This window comes from Allobosea sp. CS1GBMeth4 (genome assembly GCF_900185715.1).
In the GTDB taxonomy this organism is placed as follows: Bacteria; Pseudomonadota; Alphaproteobacteria; order Rhizobiales; family Beijerinckiaceae; genus Allobosea.
In genome coordinates, this window is sequence record NZ_FYAS01000030.1 from 104,371 (window position 1) to 126,025 (window position 21,655).

At 69.3% G+C, this 21,655-nt stretch carries 22 protein-coding genes; 8 read left to right on the forward strand and 14 right to left on the reverse strand.

Going from position 1 to position 21,655, the window contains the following annotated elements; all coding sequences use genetic code 11:
* Window positions 1-104: 104 nt before the first annotated feature.
* Window positions 105-701, reverse strand: coding sequence for a L,D-transpeptidase (locus CS1GBM4_RS17810; RefSeq protein ID WP_186420074.1), 597 nt, complete (start codon window positions 699-701; stop codon window positions 105-107).
* A 331-nt stretch (window positions 702-1,032) separates the two neighbouring features.
* Between CS1GBM4_RS17810 and CS1GBM4_RS17815 the strand changes: the two genes are divergently transcribed.
* On the forward strand, window positions 1,033-1,962 hold the full coding sequence (locus CS1GBM4_RS17815) for a histone deacetylase family protein (RefSeq protein WP_186420075.1): 930 nt from the start codon (window positions 1,033-1,035) through the stop codon (window positions 1,960-1,962).
* A gap of 44 nt (window positions 1,963-2,006) precedes the next feature.
* Here the strand turns inward: CS1GBM4_RS17815 and ribB are convergent, their stop codons facing one another.
* The 7 genes from ribB to CS1GBM4_RS17850 all read right to left on the reverse strand — a co-directional run bounded on the left by ribB (window position 2,007) and on the right by CS1GBM4_RS17850 (window position 10,691).
* Window positions 2,007-3,287 (reverse strand): 3,4-dihydroxy-2-butanone-4-phosphate synthase, encoded by a 1,281-nt coding sequence (gene ribB, locus CS1GBM4_RS17820; protein WP_186420076.1) that lies wholly within the window; start codon window positions 3,285-3,287, stop codon window positions 2,007-2,009.
* Window positions 3,288-3,485: 198 nt separating this feature from the next.
* Window positions 3,486-4,604: a chorismate synthase gene (gene aroC, locus CS1GBM4_RS17825; RefSeq protein WP_186420077.1), complete on the reverse strand. Its 1,119-nt coding sequence runs from the start codon at window positions 4,602-4,604 to the stop codon at window positions 3,486-3,488.
* Window positions 4,605-4,635: 31 nt separating this feature from the next.
* On the reverse strand, window positions 4,636-5,082 hold the full coding sequence (locus CS1GBM4_RS17830) for a type II toxin-antitoxin system VapC family toxin (protein WP_186420078.1): 447 nt from the start codon (window positions 5,080-5,082) through the stop codon (window positions 4,636-4,638).
* The gene (locus CS1GBM4_RS17835) at window positions 5,082-5,324 is read right to left on the reverse strand and encodes a type II toxin-antitoxin system Phd/YefM family antitoxin (RefSeq protein ID WP_186420079.1); all 243 of its coding nucleotides are present in this window, start codon (window positions 5,322-5,324) and stop codon (window positions 5,082-5,084) included. Before CS1GBM4_RS17835 ends, CS1GBM4_RS17830 begins: the two co-directional genes overlap by 1 nt.
* An 83-nt stretch (window positions 5,325-5,407) precedes the next feature.
* A complete protein-coding gene (locus CS1GBM4_RS17840; RefSeq protein WP_186420080.1) occupies window positions 5,408-5,803 on the reverse strand; it encodes a hypothetical protein in 396 nt (131 codons plus the stop codon).
* Between the two features lie 70 nt (window positions 5,804-5,873).
* The gene (locus tag CS1GBM4_RS17845; RefSeq protein WP_186420081.1) at window positions 5,874-9,887 is read right to left on the reverse strand and encodes a Pls/PosA family non-ribosomal peptide synthetase; all 4,014 of its coding nucleotides are present in this window, start codon (window positions 9,885-9,887) and stop codon (window positions 5,874-5,876) included.
* Between the two features lie 207 nt (window positions 9,888-10,094).
* Entirely contained in the window at window positions 10,095-10,691 is a 597-nt protein-coding gene (locus tag CS1GBM4_RS17850) for a histidine phosphatase family protein (RefSeq protein ID WP_186420082.1), read from the reverse strand.
* 145 nt (window positions 10,692-10,836) lie between these two features.
* On the opposite strand from CS1GBM4_RS17850, the gene folP reads away from it, so the two are divergent.
* From folP to folK, 3 genes are read left to right on the forward strand one after another with little or no spacing between them, the layout of a single operon-like run.
* On the forward strand, window positions 10,837-11,670 hold the full coding sequence (folP, locus tag CS1GBM4_RS17855) for a dihydropteroate synthase (RefSeq protein WP_186420083.1): 834 nt from the start codon (window positions 10,837-10,839) through the stop codon (window positions 11,668-11,670).
* Window positions 11,667-12,035 carry a dihydroneopterin aldolase gene (gene folB / locus CS1GBM4_RS17860; protein WP_186420084.1) on the forward strand — a complete coding sequence of 123 codons (369 nt, stop codon included), beginning with the start codon at window positions 11,667-11,669 and terminating at the stop codon, window positions 12,033-12,035. The genes folP and folB overlap by 4 nt, the downstream gene beginning before the upstream one ends.
* Window positions 12,032-12,556 (forward strand): 2-amino-4-hydroxy-6-hydroxymethyldihydropteridine diphosphokinase, encoded by a 525-nt coding sequence (gene folK / locus CS1GBM4_RS17865; protein ID WP_186420085.1) that lies wholly within the window; start codon window positions 12,032-12,034, stop codon window positions 12,554-12,556. Before folB ends, folK begins: the two co-directional genes overlap by 4 nt.
* 4 nt (window positions 12,557-12,560) lie before the next feature.
* Here the strand turns inward: folK and fabI are convergent, their stop codons facing one another.
* The 3 genes from fabI to CS1GBM4_RS17880 form a co-directional block, all read right to left on the reverse strand.
* A complete protein-coding gene (gene fabI, locus CS1GBM4_RS17870) occupies window positions 12,561-13,400 on the reverse strand; it encodes an enoyl-ACP reductase FabI (protein WP_186420086.1) in 840 nt (279 codons plus the stop codon).
* Between the two features lie 284 nt (window positions 13,401-13,684).
* On the reverse strand, window positions 13,685-14,602 hold the full coding sequence (locus tag CS1GBM4_RS17875) for a J domain-containing protein (protein WP_186420087.1): 918 nt from the start codon (window positions 14,600-14,602) through the stop codon (window positions 13,685-13,687).
* An 86-nt stretch (window positions 14,603-14,688) separates the two neighbouring features.
* A complete protein-coding gene (locus tag CS1GBM4_RS17880; RefSeq protein WP_186420088.1) occupies window positions 14,689-15,129 on the reverse strand; it encodes an RT0821/Lpp0805 family surface protein in 441 nt (146 codons plus the stop codon).
* A 159-nt stretch (window positions 15,130-15,288) separates the two neighbouring features.
* Between CS1GBM4_RS17880 and pdxH the strand changes: the two genes are divergently transcribed.
* From pdxH to CS1GBM4_RS17900, 4 genes are read left to right on the forward strand one after another with little or no spacing between them, the layout of a single operon-like run.
* Window positions 15,289-15,891 carry a pyridoxamine 5'-phosphate oxidase gene (pdxH, locus tag CS1GBM4_RS17885; RefSeq protein ID WP_186420089.1) on the forward strand — a complete coding sequence of 201 codons (603 nt, stop codon included), beginning with the start codon at window positions 15,289-15,291 and terminating at the stop codon, window positions 15,889-15,891.
* 12 nt (window positions 15,892-15,903) lie between these two features.
* Window positions 15,904-16,680, forward strand: a complete 777-nt coding sequence (locus CS1GBM4_RS17890) for an SDR family oxidoreductase (RefSeq protein WP_244607289.1) — start codon at window positions 15,904-15,906, stop codon at window positions 16,678-16,680.
* A complete protein-coding gene (locus CS1GBM4_RS17895) occupies window positions 16,677-17,162 on the forward strand; it encodes an NUDIX hydrolase (protein WP_244607290.1) in 486 nt (161 codons plus the stop codon). Before CS1GBM4_RS17890 ends, CS1GBM4_RS17895 begins: the two co-directional genes overlap by 4 nt.
* Window positions 17,159-17,608, forward strand: coding sequence for a TIGR02301 family protein (locus CS1GBM4_RS17900; RefSeq protein WP_186420090.1), 450 nt, complete (start codon window positions 17,159-17,161; stop codon window positions 17,606-17,608). Before CS1GBM4_RS17895 ends, CS1GBM4_RS17900 begins: the two co-directional genes overlap by 4 nt.
* Window positions 17,609-17,647: 39 nt before the next feature.
* On the opposite strand, the gene CS1GBM4_RS17905 is transcribed toward CS1GBM4_RS17900, so the two are convergent.
* The 3 genes from CS1GBM4_RS17905 to CS1GBM4_RS17915 are packed head-to-tail and all read right to left on the reverse strand — an operon-like array spanning window position 17,648 to window position 21,541.
* Window positions 17,648-18,277, reverse strand: coding sequence for a sarcosine oxidase subunit gamma family protein (locus CS1GBM4_RS17905; RefSeq protein ID WP_186420091.1), 630 nt, complete (start codon window positions 18,275-18,277; stop codon window positions 17,648-17,650).
* Window positions 18,270-21,251 carry a sarcosine oxidase subunit alpha family protein gene (locus CS1GBM4_RS17910; RefSeq protein ID WP_186420092.1) on the reverse strand — a complete coding sequence of 994 codons (2,982 nt, stop codon included), beginning with the start codon at window positions 21,249-21,251 and terminating at the stop codon, window positions 18,270-18,272. Before CS1GBM4_RS17910 ends, CS1GBM4_RS17905 begins: the two co-directional genes overlap by 8 nt.
* The gene (locus tag CS1GBM4_RS17915; protein WP_186420255.1) at window positions 21,248-21,541 is read right to left on the reverse strand and encodes a sarcosine oxidase subunit delta; all 294 of its coding nucleotides are present in this window, start codon (window positions 21,539-21,541) and stop codon (window positions 21,248-21,250) included. Before CS1GBM4_RS17915 ends, CS1GBM4_RS17910 begins: the two co-directional genes overlap by 4 nt.
* Between the last annotated feature and the right edge of the window lie 114 nt (window positions 21,542-21,655).

Sequence of the window (21,655 nt, forward strand, 5' to 3'; positions counted from 1 at the left end):
GCACCGATCCGGAATCCATCGCAGAGTACAGGAGCCCTGCGATCGATTCCGGCGTTCCGCTTCGCTGCGGCCGGAATGACGAGGTTGATGCGAGAAGGCGAGCCCTACCGGACGATGACCTTCCCGCCGACCTGGGCGCGGTTGTAGAGGTCGATCGCATCGATATTGCGCATCCGGATGCAGCCGGACGAAGCCGAGCGGCCGATCGTCTCCGGCTCGTTGGTGCCGTGGATGCGGTAGAGCGTGTCCTTGCCGTTCTGATAGAGATAGAGGGCGCGGGCGCCGAGCGGATTGTCCGGCCCGCCCTCCATGCCGCCGGCACGCGGCGCCAGATGCGGCCAGCGCGCGATCATCTCCGCCGGCGGGGTCCAGCGCGGCCACTCGGCCTTGCGCTGCATCACCGCCGTCCCGGTCCAGCCGAAGGCCTCGTCGCCGGTCGCGACGCCGTAGCGGATCGCCTTCCTGTTGGGCAGGACGAAGTAGAGGAACTTCTCCGTCGTATCGACAACGATGGTGCCCGGCTCTTCGCCAGTCGGGTCGTTGATCTCGTAGGGCAGATGCGTGATCTGCGTCTCGAAGTTCGGCACCAGCGCCATGTATTCGGCATCGCGCGTCGACAGGGCCGGAGCGCTGACGCTCTTGTACTGGCAGGCGCCGAGCAGAACCGACAGGCCGAGCACCGCAACGAAAGTCTGCTTCATGGTTTCCACCGCCGGCACCGGAACGGCGCTCGTTATGATGAATGCTTCGTTAAGAATCGGTGACCCGACAGGACAGGACCCGGGCCGAACACAGGCCGGTCTTACGGTGCAAACGATGTTGAGGCAATGAAGTTGATGGACCGCTCTGGCGTCTTGCCGCGTTGCAGTGACAATATGGTCACGCTTCGGGTCGGGGCTCCTGCAGGTCGGCATGCATGGCGGGGCGACCGGGAAACCAGGTCCCGTCGGAAGCGAGAGGGGGCGCTGGTCGGATCGAGTCGGTCCGGCCCGAGCCCCCCTGATGTTGATGCCGCCCTTCGGAGAGCCGTGCGTGACGACGCTGCTGATCAGCCATCCCTCCAGCCTTCGCCATGTCACGCCGCCGGGTCATCCCGAGCGGCCGGACCGCATCCGCGCCGTCGAGCAGGCGCTGGAGGAGGAGCGCTTCGCCGCGCTCCAGCGCGTCGAGGCGCCGGAAGGGACGCTCGCCCAGATCGGCCTCTGCCATCCCGCCGCCTATGCGCAGGCGATCGTCTCTGCGGCGCCGCAGGACGGCATGGTCCAGGTCGATGCCGACACGATCATGTCGCCAGGTACGCTCTCGGCCGCGCTGCATGGTGTCGGAGCCGCGACCCTCGCCGTCGACGAGGTGATGACGCAGCGCGCCCGCAACGCCTTCAGCGCCATGCGCCCGCCCGGGCACCATGCCGAGAGCGACAAGGCGATGGGCTTCTGCTTCTTCAACAACGCCGCCATCGCCGCGCGCCATGCGCAATCGGCCCATGGCGCCGAACGCGTCGCCATCGTCGACTGGGACGTCCATCACGGCAACGGCACGCAGGAGATCTTCTGGTCCGACGCCAGCGTGCTCTACGCCTCGACCCATGAGATGCCGCTCTATCCCGGCACAGGCGCTCCTTCCGAGCGTGGCGAGCACGGCACCATCGTCAACGTCCCGCTCAGGGCGGGAGACGGGGGCGAGGCCTTCCGGGACGCCTTCGAGAGCGCGATCCTGCCGCGGCTGGACGCCTTCCGGCCCGATCTCGTCATCATCTCGGCCGGCTTCGACGCGCATTGGCGCGATCCGCTCGCCAACCTCAATCTGAAGGAATCGGACTTCGCCTGGGCGACGCGGCAGCTGATGGAGGTCGCCGACCGCCATGCCGGCGGGCGCCTCGTCTCGGTGCTGGAAGGCGGCTACGACCTCGAGGGCCTGTCGAAATCGGCCGCCGCCCACGTCATGGCGCTGATGCGGGGGTGAATGGCGACAGTAGGCAGCCGGGGAGACCTACTGCCTGCTGCCCGCTACTCCAGCGGCGCGGTCTCGGCGATCTCGATGCCGAAGCCGGAGAGGCCGACGAAGGCGCGGGTCGAGGACGCCAGGTTGACGATCGAGGCGACGCCGAGATCGCGCAGGATCTGGGCGCCGAGGCCGACCTCGCGCCATTGCTGCGAGCGCAGCGCATCCGAGGAGCCCTCGTCCTCGACGCTGTTGATCGGCACGCCGGCCGAGCCGTCGCGCAGATAGATCAGCACGCCCCGGCCCTCCTGCTGGAACCGGCGCAGCGCGCACTGGATCGTCGAGGCGCCGCCGAGCACGTCGGCGACGACATTGGCGCGGTGCAGCCGGGCCGGCACCTTCTCGCCGTCGCCGAGCTTGCCCATGACGAAGGCGAAATGCTGGGTGTCGTCGAAGGGCGTGACATAGACATGGCCGGTCATCTCGCCGAACTCGGTCTTGACCGGGAAGGAGTGCACGCGCTCGACCAGCTTCTCGCGCGCCTGGCGATAGGCGATCAGATCGGCGACCGTGATCTGCTTGAGACCGTGCTTCTGCGCGAAGGCGGTGATCTGCGCGCCCTTCATCACCGTGCCGTCGTCATTCGCGAGCTCGCAGATCACGCCGACGGGCGGCAGCTCGGCGAGTTTGCACAGGTCGACGGCAGCCTCGGTATGGCCCGAGCGCATCAGGACGCCGCCATCCTTGGCGATCAGCGGGAAGACATGGCCGGGGCGGACGAAGTCGGCGGCGCCCATATTGCCGTTGGCGAGCGCACGCACCGTGTTGGTGCGCTGCTCGGCCGAGATGCCGGTGGTGAGCCCGTGCTTGACGTCGACGGTGATGGTGAAGGCGGTGCCGAGCGGGGCGTCGTTGGACGAGACCATCGGGTCGAGCCGCAGGCGTCTCGCCTCGCTCGCCGTCAGCGGCGCGCAGACGATGCCGCAGGTGTTGCGGATGATGAACGCCATCTTCTCCGGCGTGCACAGCGAGGCGGCGACGATGAGGTCGCCCTCGTTCTCGCGGTCGTCGTCATCGGTGACGATGACGATCTCACCGCGCGCGAAGGCTTCGATGGCTTCGGTGACGTGGCTCATGCCGGTTCCTCGCGAGCCCTGCAGGCCCAGAAAGTCGTTGGGGGTGACGGCGCCGCCGGTCGCGGTGGCGATGCGCTCGGCGCTCTCGCGCGAGATCCAGGCGGACGGATCGTTGCAGAGCGCCGTGACGCTGGCCGGCGACAGGCCGACCTGCCGGGCAAAGGCGCTGCGCGCGGTTTTGGTCTGAAGGAGCCAGGCGTCGAGCTTCATGAGCCGAAGCTAATACGGCTTTGGTTCAGCTGCAATGAATGAAATCGAATTTTTCAGCGATACTGAAATGCTGATTTGAAGTCGTCCTGGTCGGGCTCGCCCCCCACCAGCTCAGGCCGCAAGAGGCTCCAATTGCAGCCTTCTCGTCAGGAGATTCTCGGGTCTGCGTTTCGCTTCGCCCGAGAATGACGCCTCTGGTCACCCCCCGAACGGCCAGCGCGGCTCGATCACGCCGACCTGGGCACGGTGGCGCAGGAACTGGTCGGCGAGCACGCAGGCGACCATGGCCTCGCCCACCGGCACGGCGCGGATGCCGACGCAGGGGTCGTGCCGCCCCTTCGTGAACATCTCGGCCTCGCCGCCGGTGCGGGTCACGGTGGCGCGGGGCGACAGGATCGACGAGGTCGGCTTCACCGCGAAGCGCGCCACGATCGGCTGACCGGTCGCGATGCCGCCGAGGATGCCGCCGGCATGGTTCGACAGGAACAGCGGCCGGCCGTCATTGCCGGCGCGCATCTCGTCGGCGTTCTCCTCGCCGGAAAGCTCGGCCGCGCCGAAGCCGTCACCGATCTCGACCCCCTTGACCGCGTTGATGCTCATCAGCGCCGCCGCGATCTCGGCGTCGAGCTTGCCGTAGATCGGCGCGCCCAGCCCCGCCGGCACGCCTTCCGCGACGATCTCCAGCACCGCCCCGATCGAGGACCCGGCCTTGCGGATGCCGTCGAGATAATCGGCGAAGCGCTCGGCCGCCTTCGCGTCCGGGCAGAAGAAGGGATTGCGGCCGACCTCGTCCCAATCCCAATTGCCGCGATCGATCCTGTGCGGCCCCATCTGGACGAGGGCGCCGCGCACGACCAGGCCCGGCACGACCTTGCGGGCGATCGCCCCGGCCGCGACCCGCATCGCCGTCTCGCGCGCCGACGAGCGCCCGCCGCCGCGATAGTCGCGAATGCCGTATTTCACGTCATAGGTGAAATCGGCATGGCCGGGACGGTACTTGTCCTTGATCTCGGAATAGTCCTTCGAGCGCTGGTCGACATTGTCGATCATCAGCCCGATCGAGGTTCCCGTCGTGACCTGCTCGCCATCGGCCTCCCGGGCGAAGACGCCGGAGACGATCCGGACCTGGTCCGGCTCCTGGCGCTGCGTCGTGTAGCGCGACTGGCCGGGCCGCCGCCGGTCGAGCTCGCGCTGGATCTCGGCCTCGCTCAGCGGGATCAGCGGCGGGCAGCCGTCGACGACGCAGCCGATAGCAGGCCCATGGCTCTCGCCGAAGGTGGTGACGCGGAAGAGATGGCCGAAACTGTTGTGGGACATGAGTGCCTGGCGAGACTGGAGCGCTCGCTTCTTATCCGGTTTCCGGCAGCGGCGGCAGCCCCTGAAACGGATCGAATGCGGAAACACCCAAGGGTGCGAAATGCCTCAGGTTTCTGGTCAGCACGGTCAAGCCGTGCGCCTTGGCCGTCGCGGCGATGGCGATATCCTCGAAGCCCGGCCGATGAGCCCGTGCCCGGTCGATCAGGTCCCCGGCAAACTGCGCGCAGCGCAGGTCGAACGGGAGCACCTTCTCGCCATAGAAGTGCTCGACCGCCTGCCACCACGCGGCGAGCGCGCGTGCCTTGGCGCCTGCACCTTCCCGCTCCGCCTTCGCGATGCCGGCCTGCACCTCGGCCGCCGTGACAACCGAGAGAAAGAGCTGCGCGCTCGCCCGATCGAGCCAGACGGCCAGCTCCGTCGTCTCCATCCGCTTCGAGGGGGCGAGCGCCGAGATCACATTGGTGTCGACCAGGAACATCAGAGATCGGCAGGCGAACGGAGCTCTCCGCTTCGGGCAGGGATGTCCTCCGCCTCCCCCGGAAACGCCGCCAGCAGATGCCCGAAGCTCGGCGAGCGCGCGAGCCGCTCATACTCCGCGAACGACATGACCACCGCGTCCTTGCGGCCATGCCGTGTGATGATCGACGGCTTCCCGCGAACGGCCTGGTCGACCACCGCGGACAAGGTCGCCTTCGCATCCTTGAGCTGGATCTCACGCATCGCCGCCTCCGATATGACCAGAGTGGTTATTTATTGTGGCCCCGGACTCTGGGCAATAGGGCTGGCCGCGCCTGGAGCGCCGTTCACTTCACGTCGATGACGATGTCCTTGCTCGTGACAAAGCGCCCGCCGCCATCGTTGCGGATGCCGTCATACTTCAAAGTCAGCCGATCTTGGCCGCGAAAGCCGGAACTGGGCGTGTAGATCGACACGCGATAGTCGACGACTTTGCCGTCGCATCTGTCGCCGGGCAGCTTGAGCGGGTGCTTGACCAGCGTATGGGTCACCCGCCCATGTGCCGGCGCTGTCTCGATCGAAACCTCGGGCGGTTCCCACGCCCAGCACGATCCGTCCGTGTACATCGTAAACGCATAGGCAACGACAGGGGTATTCACCTTCGTCGTTGTCGTATGGGCAGCGTTGCAGCCAGCCAACACGATCGCCGCAACGCCGAGCCCGGCGCAAATCCTGATCGTCATGGTATCCCCCAGCCCGGAATGGGCCGGGACACCTAATGCAATCGTGAGTTGCGGCGCAAGTGCATCGAGCTCAATGCTGCGAGGCTGCCGCCGGCACCGCAGGCGCGCCCTCCCAGCGCGTGTTCGCCGGCAGGCTCTCGCCCTTCATGATCACGGTCAGCAGGCCGATCTGGGCGTAGTCGCCGACATGGGTGTCGTAGAGCACGGTCGCGCCGGCGCCGACGCAGACGCCCTTGCCGAGCGTGACCTTGCCGACCTTCATCACCCGGTCCTCGTAGAGATGGGTCTGCAGCGCCGAATGGGCGTTGACGGTGCAGAAATCGCCGACCTTGATGCAGTCGAACTCGGTGATGTCGGTCGAGTCCAGCCACACGCCCTGCCCGTATTGCGCCCCGAACAGGCGCAGGAACCAGGGCAGGAACGGCGTGCCGCGCAGATAGTCGAGCAGCACCTTGCCGCCGAGCCCCCAGTAGAGCACCGCGACCGCCTCGGTGCGCATCGCCCAGAACGACCACATCGGCTTCATCACCGGCCTGTAGACGCCCATCAGCAGCCATTTCATCAGCGCGCAGATCAGCGTCTGCACGACGGCGATGACCACGGCGCAGCCCATGAAGGCGAGCGCGAGGCCAGCCCAGTCGCGATCGAAGATCTTCTGCTGGAGCACGAGGTCGACGGCGAGCGTGCCGAAGGTGATGAACAGCATCGCCGGGAAGGAGGTGTGCAGCGCCTCGAAGGCAGCGCGCCCCAGCTGCTTGCCGAGCGAGGGCTTGTAGGTCCAGTCGACGCCGAGATCGACCTTCTGCCGCGTCGGCAGCCTGATCGGCGGCGAGCCGAACCAGGTGTCGCCGGCGCTCATCAGCGCGTTCGCCGGCGGCTTCGACTTGATGCCGATCAGCACCCGGTCGGGAATCACGGTGCCGGGCGGCACCACCGCGTCGTTGCCGACGAAGACCTGTTCGCCGGTAAGGGTCATGTCGAGGCGCATATAGCCGCGCCGCATGTCCTCGTCGCCGAAGATCACCTCGTCGGCGATGAAGTTGCCGGCGCCGATGCCGGTGATGTCGTAGCGGCCGGACAGATTGGTCGAGATCTCGGCGCCCTGCCCGATCCTGGCGCCCATCATCCGGTACCAGAAGCGCATGTAGATCGTGGCGAACAGCGAGGACAGCGTCTCCAGCGTCACCTCCGTCGCCAGCGCCACCGTCCATTTGCGGGCATAGAAGCTCGAATGGATCGAATAGGAGCCCGAGGAGACGCGCGGCAGGATCGCCCAGCGCAGGGCCGCGATCAGGAACACGGTGATCGCGATCAGGCCGATCGCCGTCGGCCAGGTCAGCAATGGCAGGTACCAGAGATAGCTGACGTCCGACCAGGTCGCGACCCAGTTGTCGATCCTGTCGAACAGCCAGAAGGCCGGGAAGATCGGCAGCAGGCTGATCGGCGGCAGGGCGATCAGCATGACGACGTAGAACAGCGTCATCGCCGCCCGCCTGCGGCTGCTCGCCTGCGCCTGCTCGGGCAGCGCCGCGAGATCGACCTGGCCGGTCCTGCGCGCCGGCGAGCCGTCCCAGATCTCGGCCTCGCCGATCCTGGCGCCCGGCGCGATCGCGGTCAGGTCGCAGATCTCGGCATGGTCGCCGACCTCGCAGCCATGGCCGAACACCACGGACGAGCCTGCATAGACGTCCTTGCCGAGCGTGATGCGGCCGATGACGAAATCGGCCCCGATCGCCTCGGCATTGGCGAAGGTCGTCTTCGAGCCGAGCGTGGTGCCGTCGCCGATCTCGATGAGGTCGACGGCGCCGGCCTCGTAATCGGAAATGATGACGTCGCGCCCGACTCTGGCGCCGAGCAGGCGCCAGTAGAAGCGCATCACCGGCGTGCCCTGCAGCCATTTGATGTGCACGAGCCCGGCGACCCGTGATGCGAACCACCAGCGGAAATAGTAGACGCCCCAGAGCGGATAGGTGCCGGGCTTCGTCCGGCCGAGCACCAGCCATTTCAGGCCGATCGAGATGAAGCCGGTGGCGATCGTGATCGCGACATAGATGCCGAGCAGCGCGAAGACCTGCGCCATCGCCGACAATTCCTCGCCGGAGAGCAGCATGTAGCTGACGAAGATGCCGAGCCATTGCGCCGTCGACAGGCTGATGATGACCGGCAGCGCGACCGCCTGCGCCAGCCCGCACAGGAAGCGGCGCAGCAGCGGCGGCGGCGTGAAGGAGAGGTCCTCTTCGGCCCGCGCGCCGCGCGCGTCGAGCAGCGCCGCCATCGCCCGCAGGGTGCGCGCGCCATAGACGTCCTGCAGCGTGATCCCGGCATGGGCCGGCGTCTCGCGCACGATCGAGATGAAGCGCGCCGCCAGCAGCGAATGGCCGCCGAGGTCGACGAAGAAATCGGCCTCCAGCGGCAGCGCCTGCGCGCCGAGCACGCGCTTGGCCGCGTCGAGCAGGGCCGCCTCGGTCTCGTTGCGCGGCGGCTCCTGCTGGCCGCTCGCAGCCGGGGCGGTCAGCGGCGCCGCCTTCAGCATCTTGCGGTCGACCTTGCCGGAGACCATGCGCGGCAGCGAGCCGATCGGCTCGAAATGCGCAGGGATCATGTAGGGCGGCAGCCTCTCGCGCAGCGAGGCGCGCAGCACGGCGCCTTCCATCTGGACCCCCGGCTCGCCGACCAGGAAGGCGACGAGCCGCTCGATGCCGTCATCGGTGCGCAGGACCACCGCCGCCTGGCCGACGCCGGCCTCGTCGGTGAGCGCCGTCTCGATCTCGCCGAGCTCGACCCGGAAGCCGCGGATCTTGACCTGGTCGTCGATGCGCCCGTGGAAGACGATATTGCCGTTCTCGTCCAGGCTGACCGCGTCGCCGGAACGGTAGAGGATCGGATCGTCGCCGCTGGTGCCGAACGGGTTGGCGATGAACTTCTCGGCGGTCAGCTCCGGCCGCAGATGGTAGCCCTTCGCCACGCCGGGGCCGCCGATCAGCAATTCGCCCTGCTGGCCGATGCCGGCCAGCTTCATCTCCTCGTCGACGATATAGGCGGTGTAGTTCGGAATCGGCCGGCCGATCGTCACGGTCTGGCCGGGCTCGACCGGAGCGGCGGTCGCCACCACCGTCGCCTCCGTCGGCCCGTAGGTGTTGAAGATGCGCCGGCCCGGTCTCGACCATTTCTGCACGATCGAGGGCGGCAGCGCCTCGCCGCCGAGCAGGATCAGCTTCAGCGAGGGCACGTCGGCGGGCAGGATGCCGAGCAGGGTCGGCACGGTATCGATCACGGTGACACCGGCCTCGGCCAGGATGGCCGGCAGCATCTCGGCGTCGCCCATCATCTGCGGCGTCGCGACGAACAGGGTCGCGCCGACGAGATAAGGCGTCCAGATCTCCTCCATCGACAGGTCGAAGGCGACCGAGGCACCCTGGAAGACCACGTCCTGCGGACCCATGCCGTAGATCGCGTTTCCGGAGCGCAGGAAATGGCAGATGTTGCGATGGCTGATGACGATCGCCTTCGGCGTGCCGGTCGAGCCCGAGGTGTAGATCAGATAGGCCGGGTGATCGGGCGTGAGCCCCGGCGCCCGCGCCGGCAGCGCCTGCCCGTCGCTCGCCTGCGCCAGCTGTTGCGGGCACCAGACCGTGCGACCGGTCGCCGCCGCGCGCGTCTTCCAGTCGGTCTGCGTCACCAGCCCCTTGGCGCTGGCGTCCTCGAGGCAGACGGCGATGCGCTCGACCGGCGCCTCGGCATCGAAAGGCAGCCAGGCCGCCCCCGACAGCGTGATCGCGATCTGCGCCACGAGCAGCTCGATGCCGCGCGGCATCCACAGGCCGACCATGTCGCCCGGGCCGACGCCGGCCAGCACGAGCCCGCGCGCCTGCGCCTGCGCCTGCTGCCAGACCTGCGCATAGCTCAGCCGCAGCTCGCCCGAGATCATCGCGACATGGTCGGGACGCGCGGAGACGCTCGCCGCGAAGATCTCGGCGAGCACCTCGTCGCGCAGCAAGTCCGGCCGCTTCTCGCCCGCCAACATCGCGAGCGCGGTCGCGGCCGAGTCGGCGGTGCCCGCCGAAACCGTGGTGATATCGTTCATCCTGCCCCGCCGCGGGCCGGAATCCGCCGGACCGCGCCTCATGCCGAACGTCCGCCCCCCGCGGCGCGTCCCCTGGATCCTCGAACCGGGCACCCGCTGACATGCGGGAGCTGGCCTGCCGGCCCTACCTGCGCAGATGTGACTGAACCAGGGCTGAACGGCAAGCGTGAAGACCGGATGCGGTTAAGCCCGGCCCGGCTCGCCCCGTCACATCCATGTTGCCCTGGCGCCCTCGACCACCAGGATCTTGCCCTGCCAGATCTCGATACGGGCGGCGTCCGCGGTGCCGACCGCGCCGATCAGCGCCAGCACCGCCCGCGCCACGCCACCATGGCTGACCATCACCGTATCCGGCGCCAGGCTTTCGATCGCCGGCCTGATCCGCTCCGCCAGCATGCGATAGCTCTCGCCGCCGGGCGGCACGAAGCCCCATTTGTCGCGCTCCCGGGCCTGGGCGAGCTCGCGCTCGCGGCTGCGGATCTCGCGCCAGGTGAAGCCCTCCCAGGCACCGAAGGTCAGTTCGCGCAGCCGCTCGTCGATGCGGAAGCGCTCGGGCTCCAGGCCGAGCTCCCGACGCATGATCGTCATCGTGTCGCGGGCGCGCAGCATCGGCGAGCAGACATAGTCGACCGCGGCGTAGTCCGGCGTCAGCTTCTTCAGCCGTCGCGCCGCCTCCTCGGCCTGCATGCGGCCGAGCGCGTTCAGCGGGATGTCCTGCCCGCCCTGCAGCCGGCCTTCCCGATTCCAGTCGGTCTCGCCGTGGCGGACGAGGAAAAGGCGACCTGGAATCGTCAAGGCAGTCATACCCTGCCTCATGCACGTTGAGCACCGCCACGTCAAAGCGGCGAAAGCGCCGCGCAGGCGTCCTCACTGCCTCGTGAGCTTTGTGGTGGCCGTCCCCCATGGGCCTGTGTAAGAGGCGGGCATCTCTCCTCGACGTGTCGACCACATGAACGCCACGCTGACATTGCCGGATGGCCGCAGGCTCGACCTCGGCGCCAGACCCCTGCTGATGGGCGTGGTCAACGTCACCCCGGATTCCTTTTCCGACGGCGGCCTCTTCGCCGACCCGGCGCTCGCCGTCGCGCACGGGCTGACGCTGGCGCGGCAGGGCGCCGACATCGTCGACGTCGGCGGCGAGTCGACCCGGCCCGACCATACCCGCCTCGATGCCGCGGCCGAGCTCGCCCGGGTGATGCCGGTGATCGCCGGCATCGCCGCCGGGAGCGACGTGCCGATCTCGATCGACACCTACAAGGCCGAAGTCGCCGAGGCGGCGCTCGCGGCCGGCGCCTCGATCGTCAACGACGTCTGGGGCGCGCAGCGCGAGCCCGCCATCGCCGCCGTCGCCGCGCGCCATGGCGCGCCGATCATCCTGATGCACAATCGCGAGGAGGTCGATCCGGCGCTCGACATCCTCGCCGAGGTCATGCGCTTCCTCGAGCGCTCGATCGCGATCGCGATCGAAGCCGGCGTGCCGCGCGGCCAGATCGTCGTCGATCCCGGCATCGGCCGTTTCGGCAAGACCGCCGAGCAGTCGCTGCGGCTGATGAAGCAGCTCGGCCGCCTCGCCGAGCTCGGCTGCCCCATCCTGCTCGGCGCCTCGCGCAAATCGGTGCTCGGCCACGTCACCGGCAAGGCGGTTCCCGCGCAGCGCGTCGCCGCCAGCATCGCCGCGCATCTCTATGGCGTGATGTGCGGCGCCGCCATCATCCGCGCCCACGACGTCGACGAACATGTCGACGCGCTCAAGGTCTGGGCGGCGATCGGAGAGGCGCGATGAGCGCGACCGGACAGATCTTCATCGAGGCGCTCGACCTCTACGCCTATCACGGCCATTTCGCCGAGGAGGGCCGGCTCGGCCAGCGCTTCTCGATGGACCTCGTGCTCGACTGCGACCTGCGCGCCTCCTCGCTCAGCGACGACCTGTCCGACACGGTCGATTACGGCGAGGTCGTCGCGCTGGTGACGCGCACCTTCTCGGCCAGGCGCTTCAAGCTGCTGGAGGCCGCCGCCCGCGCGCTCGCCGAGGCGATCCTCGCTGAATATCCGGCCGTGAGCCGCGTCGCGGTCACGCTGCGCAAGCCGGCTCCGCCGATTCCGGGCCGCATGGAATCGGTCGGCATCAAGCTGGACTTCAGCCGATGACGGTCGAGGCCGCGCTCGGCCTGGGCGGCAATCTCGGCGATCCGGTCGCGGCCTTCGCGGCGGCGCTGGCGCGGCTGCGCGCCCATGCCGGCATCGAGCTGAAAGCCGTCTCCTCGGTCTGGCGCACCGCGCCCTGGGGCAAGCTCGACCAGCCCGAATTCCGCAACATGGCGGTGCTGGTCGAAACCTCGCTGTCCGCCGAGGACCTGCTCGCGCTCTGCCTCGCGATCGAGCGCGAGAGCGGCCGTGAGCGGCGCGAGCGCTGGGGGCCGCGCACGCTCGACATCGACATCCTGACCTATGGCGATGAGGCGATCGACCGGCCCGGCCTGCAGGTCCCGCATCCGCGCATCGCCGAGCGCGCCTTCGTGCTGGCGCCGCTGGCGGAGATCGCGCCGGAAATCATGATCGGAGGCCGCAGCGTCGCGACGCTCCGAGCGGCGATCGCAAGCCAGGATGTCAGCCGCGATGCCGACGATTCGGCGCGGCTGAAGGACCAGCAGGCAGACCAGAGAGGCTGAGCTCTCACTCGCCCTTGTCGAGCGAGATGTCCGGCGCGGTCGGAACCTTCATGCCGACGACGTGGTAGCCGGCATCGACATGCATCACCTCGCCGGTGATGCCGCGCGACATGTCGGAGACCAGGAACACCGCCGTCTCGCCGACCTCCTCGATGGTGACGGTGCGGCGCAGCGGCGAGTTGTACTCGTTCCAGCGCAGGATATAGCGGAAATCGCCGATGCCCGAGGCCGCCAGCGTCTTGATCGGGCCGGCGGAGATCGCGTTGACCCGGATCTTCGAGGGGCCGAGATCCGCGGCGAGATACTGCACGCTCGACTCCAGAGCCGCCTTGGCCACACCCATGACGTTGTAGTGCGGCATCCACTTCTCGGCGCCGTAATAGGTCAAGGTCAGCAGCGAGCCCCCGTCCGGCATCAGCTTCTCGGCGCGCTGGGTGATCGCCGTGAAGGAATAGCAGGAGATCAGCAGCGACTTGGAGAAGTTCGCCTCGGTCGTGTCGACATAGCGTCCGGTCAGCTCGTCCTTGTCGGAGAAGGCGATGCAGTGGACGACGAAGTCGAGCTTGCCCCAGAGCCGTTCGACCTCGGCGAAGACCGCGTCGATCGTCGCCGGATCGGTGACGTCGCAATGGCCGACGACATGCCCGCCGAGTTCCCTGGCCAGCGGTTCGACCCGCTTCTTCAGCGCATCGCCCTGATAGGTGAAAGCGAGCTCGGCGCCGGCGTCCGCGGCCGCCTTGGCGATGCCCCAGGCGATCGAGCGGTTGTTGGCGACGCCCATGACGAGACCGCGCTTGCCCCGGAGCAGATTGGCGGTCGGGGCGGCGCTGCTGGATTCAGGCATCTGAGACCTTCGAACTGAACGAACCGGCGAAAGAACCGGACGGTCTCATAACTGAGGTGGCGAAGCGGTGGAAGCGTCCTCTGCCGAAATCCTGTCCGGAGCCTGCCGGACCCCCGGCATGTCGCGCGAATGTCCTCCGCCGATCGCGTCGGATCGAACGGAGGCGCGCTGAATCACGTTGTCTGCATTTGGACGGAATCGTCCAAATGCAGACAACGTGATCGATTCCAAGAGCTTAGAGCATGCTCGATGCGAAAACCGTTGCCACTTTTTCGCAGCGCGCTCTAGCTCGCGCGCGCCTTCATCAACGCGGTGAGCTCGGCATCCTCCGTCGGCATCTCGATGTCGATCGAGACGAAGAGATCGCCATGCACGCCCTTCTTCTCGCCGGGCAGCCCCTTGCCGCGCAGGCGGAACTGGCGCGCCGTGCCGGTCATCGGCGGCACCTTCATCTCGACGGCGCCACCGAGCGTCGGCACATGGATCGGCCCGCCCAGCACCGCCGTCGCCAGCGGGACCGCGACGCGCGTGCGCAGGTCGAGGCCGTCGACGCTGAAGCGCGGATCGGGCCGGACCTTGATCGTCATCAGCACGTCGCCGGCCTCGCCGGTCAGCGGATGCGTCTGGCCGAGGCCGCGCAGGCGCATGACCTTGCCGTCGGCGACGCCTTCGGGGATCGTCACCTCGACCTCGCGCCCGCCCGGCAGCTTCACCCGGCGGGTGCCGCCATTGACCGCCTCCGCCAGGGCGACCTCCAGAGTGAAGCTCTGCTCCGGCGGCTTCTGCGGCTGGCTCGTCCGGCCCCGGCCGCCGCGCCGGGCCGCATCGCCGAAGAGCGAGCCGAAGATGTCGGCCGGGTCGAAACCGGCCTCGCCGCCCCGGCCGAAAGGTGCCCCCCCGCCGTCGAAATGGAAGTCGAAGCCGCCCTGGCGCGCGCCGCCGCGTCCAGCCCCCATGCCCTCGAAGCCGGTGAAGCGCGGCTTGCCTTCGGCGTCGATCTCGCCACGGTCGAACTGCTTGCGCTTGTCCGCGTCGCCGAGGATCTCATAGGCCGTATTCAGCTCGGAGAAGCGCTCCTGCGCCTTCGGATCCTTCTGGTTGCGGTCGGGATGCAGGTCCTTGGCGCGGCGGCGATAGGCCTTCTTGATCTCGGCCTCGTCGGCCGATTTCGACACGCCCAGAATCTGATATGGATCACGCATTCGCAACACCCCCGGAAGGCTTCGTCTCCGACGTACCGGAACCGCCTCCTAGATGGGAAGACTGTGGCGCAGTTGCAACAGAGGGCTCAGGCCGCCGCCTTCCATGGCCTGGCGTCCTTGACGACCCACTCGCCGCCGGACGGGCGGCAGGCCGTGCCCTGCACTTTCACCGGCCCGCGCTGCAGGCTCATCGAGGCGAGGAAGGCGCGGCAGATCTCGTCCGCTTTCAGAAACGGGCCGCCGACCGGGGTGAAGGTGCCCTTCATGCCGCTCTGGGCATTGTCCCAGGACACCGGTGCGCCATTGCCCTGCGGATCGAGCGCCAGCGCCAGCGCGCCTTCCGCCCGCCGCCAGTCCTCCGGCCCGAGATCGGGCGCGAGCGCGACCAGCGGGCTGCTGCCGTCGCTGCCCCGGGCGGGCAGCACCGAGGCCGTGGTCATCGCGGCCTCGTCCTCGCCCTTGCCGGCGAGGCCGATCATCGGAACGGAGATCGAGCAGCCCGCCACGGCCGTCGCGAGCAGCAGCATGCCGAGAAGCGATGCCCCGCGCGCAAGGGGACTGCGCTCACGCGGCCTCTGGCTCCGCTGCACGCGGGGCTTATATATGACTGCCGACTCAAACCGCATTGCGGATCGCGCTCGCCCGACGCTTCCTGAACTTGCGAGGATTAAGCAGTGAATCCGTTAATGAGCGGTGACTTCACCCAGGCCGAAGACCCCTTCGCGCTGTTCGCCGGCTGGCTCGAGGAGGCCCGGGCCTCGGAGCCGAACGACCCGAACGGCATGGCCCTCTCGACGGTCGACGCCGACGGCCTGCCCAATGTCCGCATGGTGCTGCTGAAGGACCATGGCCCGGACGGCTTCGTCTTCTACACCAACACCCAGAGCCAGAAGGGCGAGGAGCTCACCGGCCAGCCCAGGGCGGCGGCGCTGTTCCACTGGAAGAGCCTGCGCCGGCAGGTCCGTGTCCGCGGGCCCGTCAGCCTCGTCAGCGATGCCGAGGCCGACGCCTATTTCCAGTCGCGCCCGCGCGACAGCCGGATCGGCGCCTGGGCCTCGCAGCAGTCGCGCGCCCTGGAGAGCAGGTTCGCGCTCGAAAAGGCGGTGGCGGGGTACGCGCTGAAATTCGGCGTCGGCGAGATCCCGCGCCCGCCGCACTGGACCGGCTTCCGCATCGCGCCGGTCTATATCGAGTTCTGGCGCGACGGCGCCTTCCGCCTGCACGACCGCGTCGTCTTCCGCCGCGCCACTCCCGGCGAGGCCTGGGCGAAGACCCGACTCTACCCCTGAGGATCAGCCCGCATGGCCATGCCCAAATTCGACATTCCGAAGACGGAGCCGGGCAAGCGCCCGGTGATGCTGCTGACCGGCGCCAGCCGCGGCATCGGCCACGCCACGGTGAAGCAGTTCGCCATGGCCGGCTGGCGCATCCTGTCCTGCTCGCGCCAGGCCTTCTCCGAAAAGTGCCCCTGGCCGTCGGGCGCGGACGACCACGTCCAGATCGATCTCGGCGATCCCGAGGACACGATGCGCGGCATCGCCGAGATCAAGAAGCGCCTCGCCGCCGAGGGCGGCAAGCTCAACGCCCTCGTCAACAATGCCGGCATCTCGCCCAAGGGGCCGGGCGGCGCCAGGCTCGGCGCCGCGACCACCTCCTTCAACGACTGGCACCAGGTCTTCCAGGTCAATTTCTTCGCGCCGATCATGCTGGCGCGCGGCCTGCTCGACGAGCTCAAGGTGGCGAAGGGCACGATCGTCAACGTCACCTCGATCGCCGGCTCCCGCGTCCATCCGTTCGCCGGCGCCGCCTATGCGACCTCGAAGGCGGCGCTCGCCAGCCTGACCCGCGAGATGGCCGCCGATTTCGGCCCGCTCGGCATCCGGGTCAACGCGATCTCGCCGGGCGAGATCGATACCGCGATCCTCTCCCCCGGCACCGACAAGATCGTCGAGAGGCTGCCGCTGCAGCGCCTCGGCCGCACCGAGGAGGTCGCCAAGGCGATCTACTTCCTCTGCACCGACGCCTCGAGCTACGTCACCGGCGCCGAGCTCCACATCAATGGCGGGCAGCACGTGTGAGCGCAGCCGGCAGCGACGCCAGCCAGGTCATCCGCTTCCCCGGTCCGTCGCGGGCGGCGCGCCCGGTGCTCGCCGCCTCGATCGCCGTCTTCCGCGACGGCAAGGTGCTGCTGGCGACGCGGACGAAGCCGCCGGCCGACCAGCTCTGGTCGCTGCCCGGCGGCAAGGTCGAGGCCGGCGAGAGCCTCGAGGACGCGGCGCTGCGCGAGCTCGGCGAGGAGGTCGGCGTCAGCGCCCGCATCCTCGGCTTCAACCGCCATGTCGAGATCGTCGGCCGCGACCCCGGGGGCGCGGTGACCCATCATTTCGTCATCGCCTCCTTCGTCGGCGCCTGGCTCTCCGGCGAGCCGCGGGCGGGGCCGGAAGCCGGGGCGGTGATGTGGGCCGACCCGCTGAGGCTCGCGGGCCTGCCGACGACGCGTGAGCTCGGCGACGTGCTGCGCCGTGCAGCCGCCATTTTCGCGCGCGACGCTGGTGCATGACGAAGCGCGCGCTCGCAGGCCTGATCCTCGCCGCGCTGGCGGCGAGCCCGGAGGCGCCGCTGGCCCAGGCGCGGCGCCAGGTTCCGCCGCCGCCCGCGCAGCAGAAGCCCGCCGAGCCGGCTCCGCCGGAACCCGAGGCGCCGCCGCCGCCCTATGAGCCGCAACTGCTCCAGCTCGCCGAGATCATCGGCTCGCTCTCCTATCTGCGCACGCTCTGCGAGGCTCGCGAGGCGAACGACTGGCGCGAGCGCATGGCCGCGCTGCTCGATTCGGAAGGGGGCACGCCGCTGCGGCGCGAGCGGCTGGCGAATGCCTACAATCGCGGTTTCCGCGCCTATTCTGCGACGCACCGCACCTGCAGCGAGGGCAGCCAGGAGGCCTCGGCCCGCCTCGCCCAGGAGGGCGAGAAGCTGGCCAAGGCGCTGGCCGGCCGCTTCGGCGGCTAGCTGCCCGCCTGCTGGGCGCGATCCCGGCGCCGCGCCGGCTCAGCCGGCCGTGACGGTGCAGCCGAACTCCGCCGCCGAGGCCGAGAACCAGGACCAGAAGCTGCCCGCCATGCTGCGCGCCACCAGGATCTCGAACACCGGCCCATCCGGCCCGTCGGGGAGCCGCCAGAGCTGCACGCCGACATGGGCGATGCTCGTCAGGGCCGCATCGCCGACCGCGAAGGCGGCGGGGTGAAGATCGAGCATCACGCCCTTGGCCAGCACCTTGCGGACCTGCGACCCCGACAGGCGCAGCGCCGCGCGGGCGTCGCTCTGCTCGCTGACGGCGGCATGGGCCGCGAGCTCGCCGAGGAGCGCGGACCAGCCGTCGCGCGAGGCCGCGCGCAGCAGCCATTGCTCCGGCCCCGACCAGATCGCGTCATGCGTCTGCCCCCGGACGATCCTCGGCGTCGCCGGCAGGACGATGCCGAGCCGGCGTTCGACCGCCTGCGACAGGCTGCTCGCGCCGCCTGTGCCGGCGATCAGCGTCGCCAGGCCGAAGCCGCCGAGCAGCGTCGCGATGATGCCGGATACCCCTTCCGCTCCGAAGGATCCGGCCCGTGTGCTGCCGCTCCAGGCGCCGCGCGGCACCCAGGCGATCGCGGTCGGCGAGGTCGCTGTCTCAGCCATGGAGGCGGGCTCCTTCGGGATCGACGAAGACGGGCGAGCAGATCTCGACGACGACGTCGCCGTTCCGGACCGGGTCGTAGGCGCGCACGCGCTCGCCGATGCGGGCAGCGCCGCCCCTGATCAGGCCGAGGCCGATCCAGTGGTTGAGGTGCGGGGAGTAGGCGACCGAGGTCATGTAGCCCTCGTCATTCGCCATCTCCGCCGATCGGCCGATGCCGATGAAATGCGCGCCGGCGCGCAGGCGCTGGCCGGGCTCGGCCGGCTTGAAGCCGACCAGGGCAGGCCGGTCCTGATCGAGCAGGGCCGCGCGGCCCGCCATCAGCCGGCCGATGAAATCCTTCTTCGACGACATCATCCGGCCGAGGCCGAGATCGCGCGCCGTGGTCTGGCCGTTGAGCTCGTTGCCGGCGACATGGCCTTTCTCGATGCGCAGCACGCCGAGCGCCTCGGTGCCGTAGGGCGTGATGCCGAAGGCCGCCCCCGCTTGCATCAGCCCCCGCATCATCGCGTCGCCATGGTCGGCCGGCACGGCCAGCTCATAGGCCAGTTCGCCCGAGAAGGAGATGCGGAACAGCCGCGCCGGGATGCCGCCGCCGACCGTGACGGCGCGCGCCGCCAGATAGGGGAAGGCCGCGTCCGACAAATCGTGCTCGGGATCGACGACGCCCCGCAGGGTCTCGCGCGCCTTCGGCCCGGCGATCGCGGCCTGCGCCCATTGTTCGGAGACCGAGACCATGCGCAGGTCGAGCTCCGGCCAGAGCACCTGATGGCAGAATTCGAGATGCTGCATCACCTTGCCGGCATTGGCGGTGGTGGTGGTCATCAGGAAATGCTGCTCGCCGAGGCGGGAGGTGGTGCCGTCATCCATCACGAAACCGTCCTCGCGCAGCATCAGCCCGTAGCGCGCCTTGCCGACCGGGAGCGCCTTCCAGCCATTGCTGTAGACCCGCTCCAGGAACTCGGCGGCGTCGGCGCCCTGGATGTCGATCTTGCCGAGCGTCGAGACGTCGCACAGGCCGACGCTGCTGCGGACCGCGCGGACTTCCCGGTTGACCGTCGTCAGCCAGTCGGTCTCGCCGGGCTTCGGATAATACTGCGCCCGCAGCCATGGCCCGGCCTCGACGAAGACGGCGCCCTGCTCCTTCGACCACTCATGCGTCGGGGCGAGCCGGACCGGCCTGAAATCCTTGCCGCGATGATGGCCGGCGAGCGCCCCGATCGCGACCGGCGTGTAGGGTGGCCGGAACGTGGTCGTGCCGGTCTGCGGGATCGTCCTGCCCGTCTGCTCGGCCATGATGGCGAGGCCAGCCAGATTCGAGGTCTTGCCCTGGTCGGTCGCCATGCCGAGCGTGGTGTAGCGCTTGAGATGCTCCACCGGCCGGAAGCCCTCGCGGGCGGCGAGCTCGACGTCCTTGTCGGTGACGTCGTTCTGATAGTCGACGAAGGCTTTGCCCTTGCCGCCGCTCACCCGCCAGACCGGCGAAAGCCCGTTGGTCTCCGGATCGGTCGTCAGGGTGGGCTCTGCCGGCTTGGCGGCAAGGCCCGCCTCGGCCGTTGCCTCGCGCCCGAGCCTGGCACCGTCCTCCAGCGCCTGCGCCAGGGTGAAGCGCCCGGCGGCGCTGCCCGCGACCGCAAGCCCTGCCGGGAGGGCAGCCGGCACGAAGCAGTGCAGCTCCTCGTTCCAGGCCGGCTTGCCGTTCTGATGCGATGTCAGATGCAGCGTCGGATTCCAGCCGTTCGAGACGGCGAGCAGGTCGCAGGCAAGCTCGGTCACGGCTCCGGATGCATCGCGGATCGTCACAGCGCGAAGCTGCCGCCCGCCGCGCGCGCGCAGCACGGCGCCCCCGGCGAAGAGCCGCGCGCCAATCTTGTCGGCCAGCGCCTTGCGTGCCGGGTCATCCGGACGGGAATCGACGATCGCGGCCACCCTGCCGCCGGCGGCGGCGATGTCGCGCGCCGTCCTCCAGCCGTCGTCGCCGGCGGTGAAGAGCACGCTCTCGCGGCCGGGCAAGACGCCATGGCGGTTGACATAGGATCGCACCGCCCCGGCCAGCATGACGCCCGGCAGGTCATTGCCCGCAAAGACGATCGGCCGCTCCAGCGCCCCGGCGGCAAGGATCGCCCGCCTGGCATGGATGCGCCAGCCGCGCTGGCGCGGCTGATGCGCCGGCGGCTCCGGCAGGTGGTCGGCGACGCGCTCGACCGCGCCGTAGACGCCGTGGTCATAGAGGCCGAACACGGTGGTGCGCGGCATGATCCGCACCTCCGGCAGGCTTGCGAGCTCGGCCAGCGTCGCGGCGAGCCATTCGGAGCCCGGCCTGCCGCCGATCTCGCGCCGCTCCGCCAGCAGCCGCCCGCCCAGCCGGAAATCCTCGTCGCAGAGGATGACGCGGGCGCCGCTGCGCCCTGCCGCCAGCGCGGCGGAAAGACCGGCGGGGCCGGCGCCGATCACCAGCACGTCGCAGAAGGCGAAGGCCTTCTCGTAATGGTCCGGATCCTCCGCGCCGGCGGCGCGGCCGAGACCGGCGGCGCGCCGGATCAGCGGCTCGTAGAGCTTCTCCCAGAAGGAGGCCGGCCACATGAAGGTCTTGTAGTAGAAGCCGGCGACGAGGGCCGGCGAGACCAGCCCGTTGAGCGAGAGCAGGTCGAAGGCGAGCGAAGGCCAGCGGTTCTGGCTCGAGGCGGCGAGACCGGCGAACAATTCGACGACCGTCGCGCGGCTGTTCGGCTCCCGGCGCGCACCGGAGCGCAGCTCGACCAGCGCGTTCGGCTCCTCTGGCCCGGCCGAGAGGATGCCGCGCGGGCGGTGATATTTGAACGAGCGGCCGACCAGGCGCACGCCATTGGCGAGCAGCGCCGAGGCGAGCGTGTCGCCGGCATAGCCGCGATAGGAGGTGCCGTCGAAGCTGAACTCCAGCTGATGGCCGCGATCGATCAGCCCGCCGGAGGCGAGGCGGAAAGGTTGCGCGCTCATGCCTTTGCTCCGACCTTTGCCGCCGCTCCCGCCTTGCGCGCCTTGGCGACCTCGACCGCCGCGATCGCATGGGTGCGGGTGTCGCGGGTCACGACCAGCCAGGCATGGCAGCCGGCGCCGTGATACCAGAGCTCGCGATGGCGGCCGGCGGGGTTGTCGCGCTGATAGACATATTCGGCCATGGCGGCCGCGCTCGCCGCCATGCCGTCCGGCCGCTTCGGATCGGCAGCGCCCAGATAGCTGAATTCCTGGGCGTCGCGCGCGCCGCAATGGGGACAGGTGATGCGCATGGTCAGGCTTCCACGATCGTCGGGATGCGACGCGCCGCCACCGTCATGCTCGCCCTTGTGGCGAGCATCCACGTCTTGAACACCACGCTCGACCAGCGAAGAGGTGGATGGTCG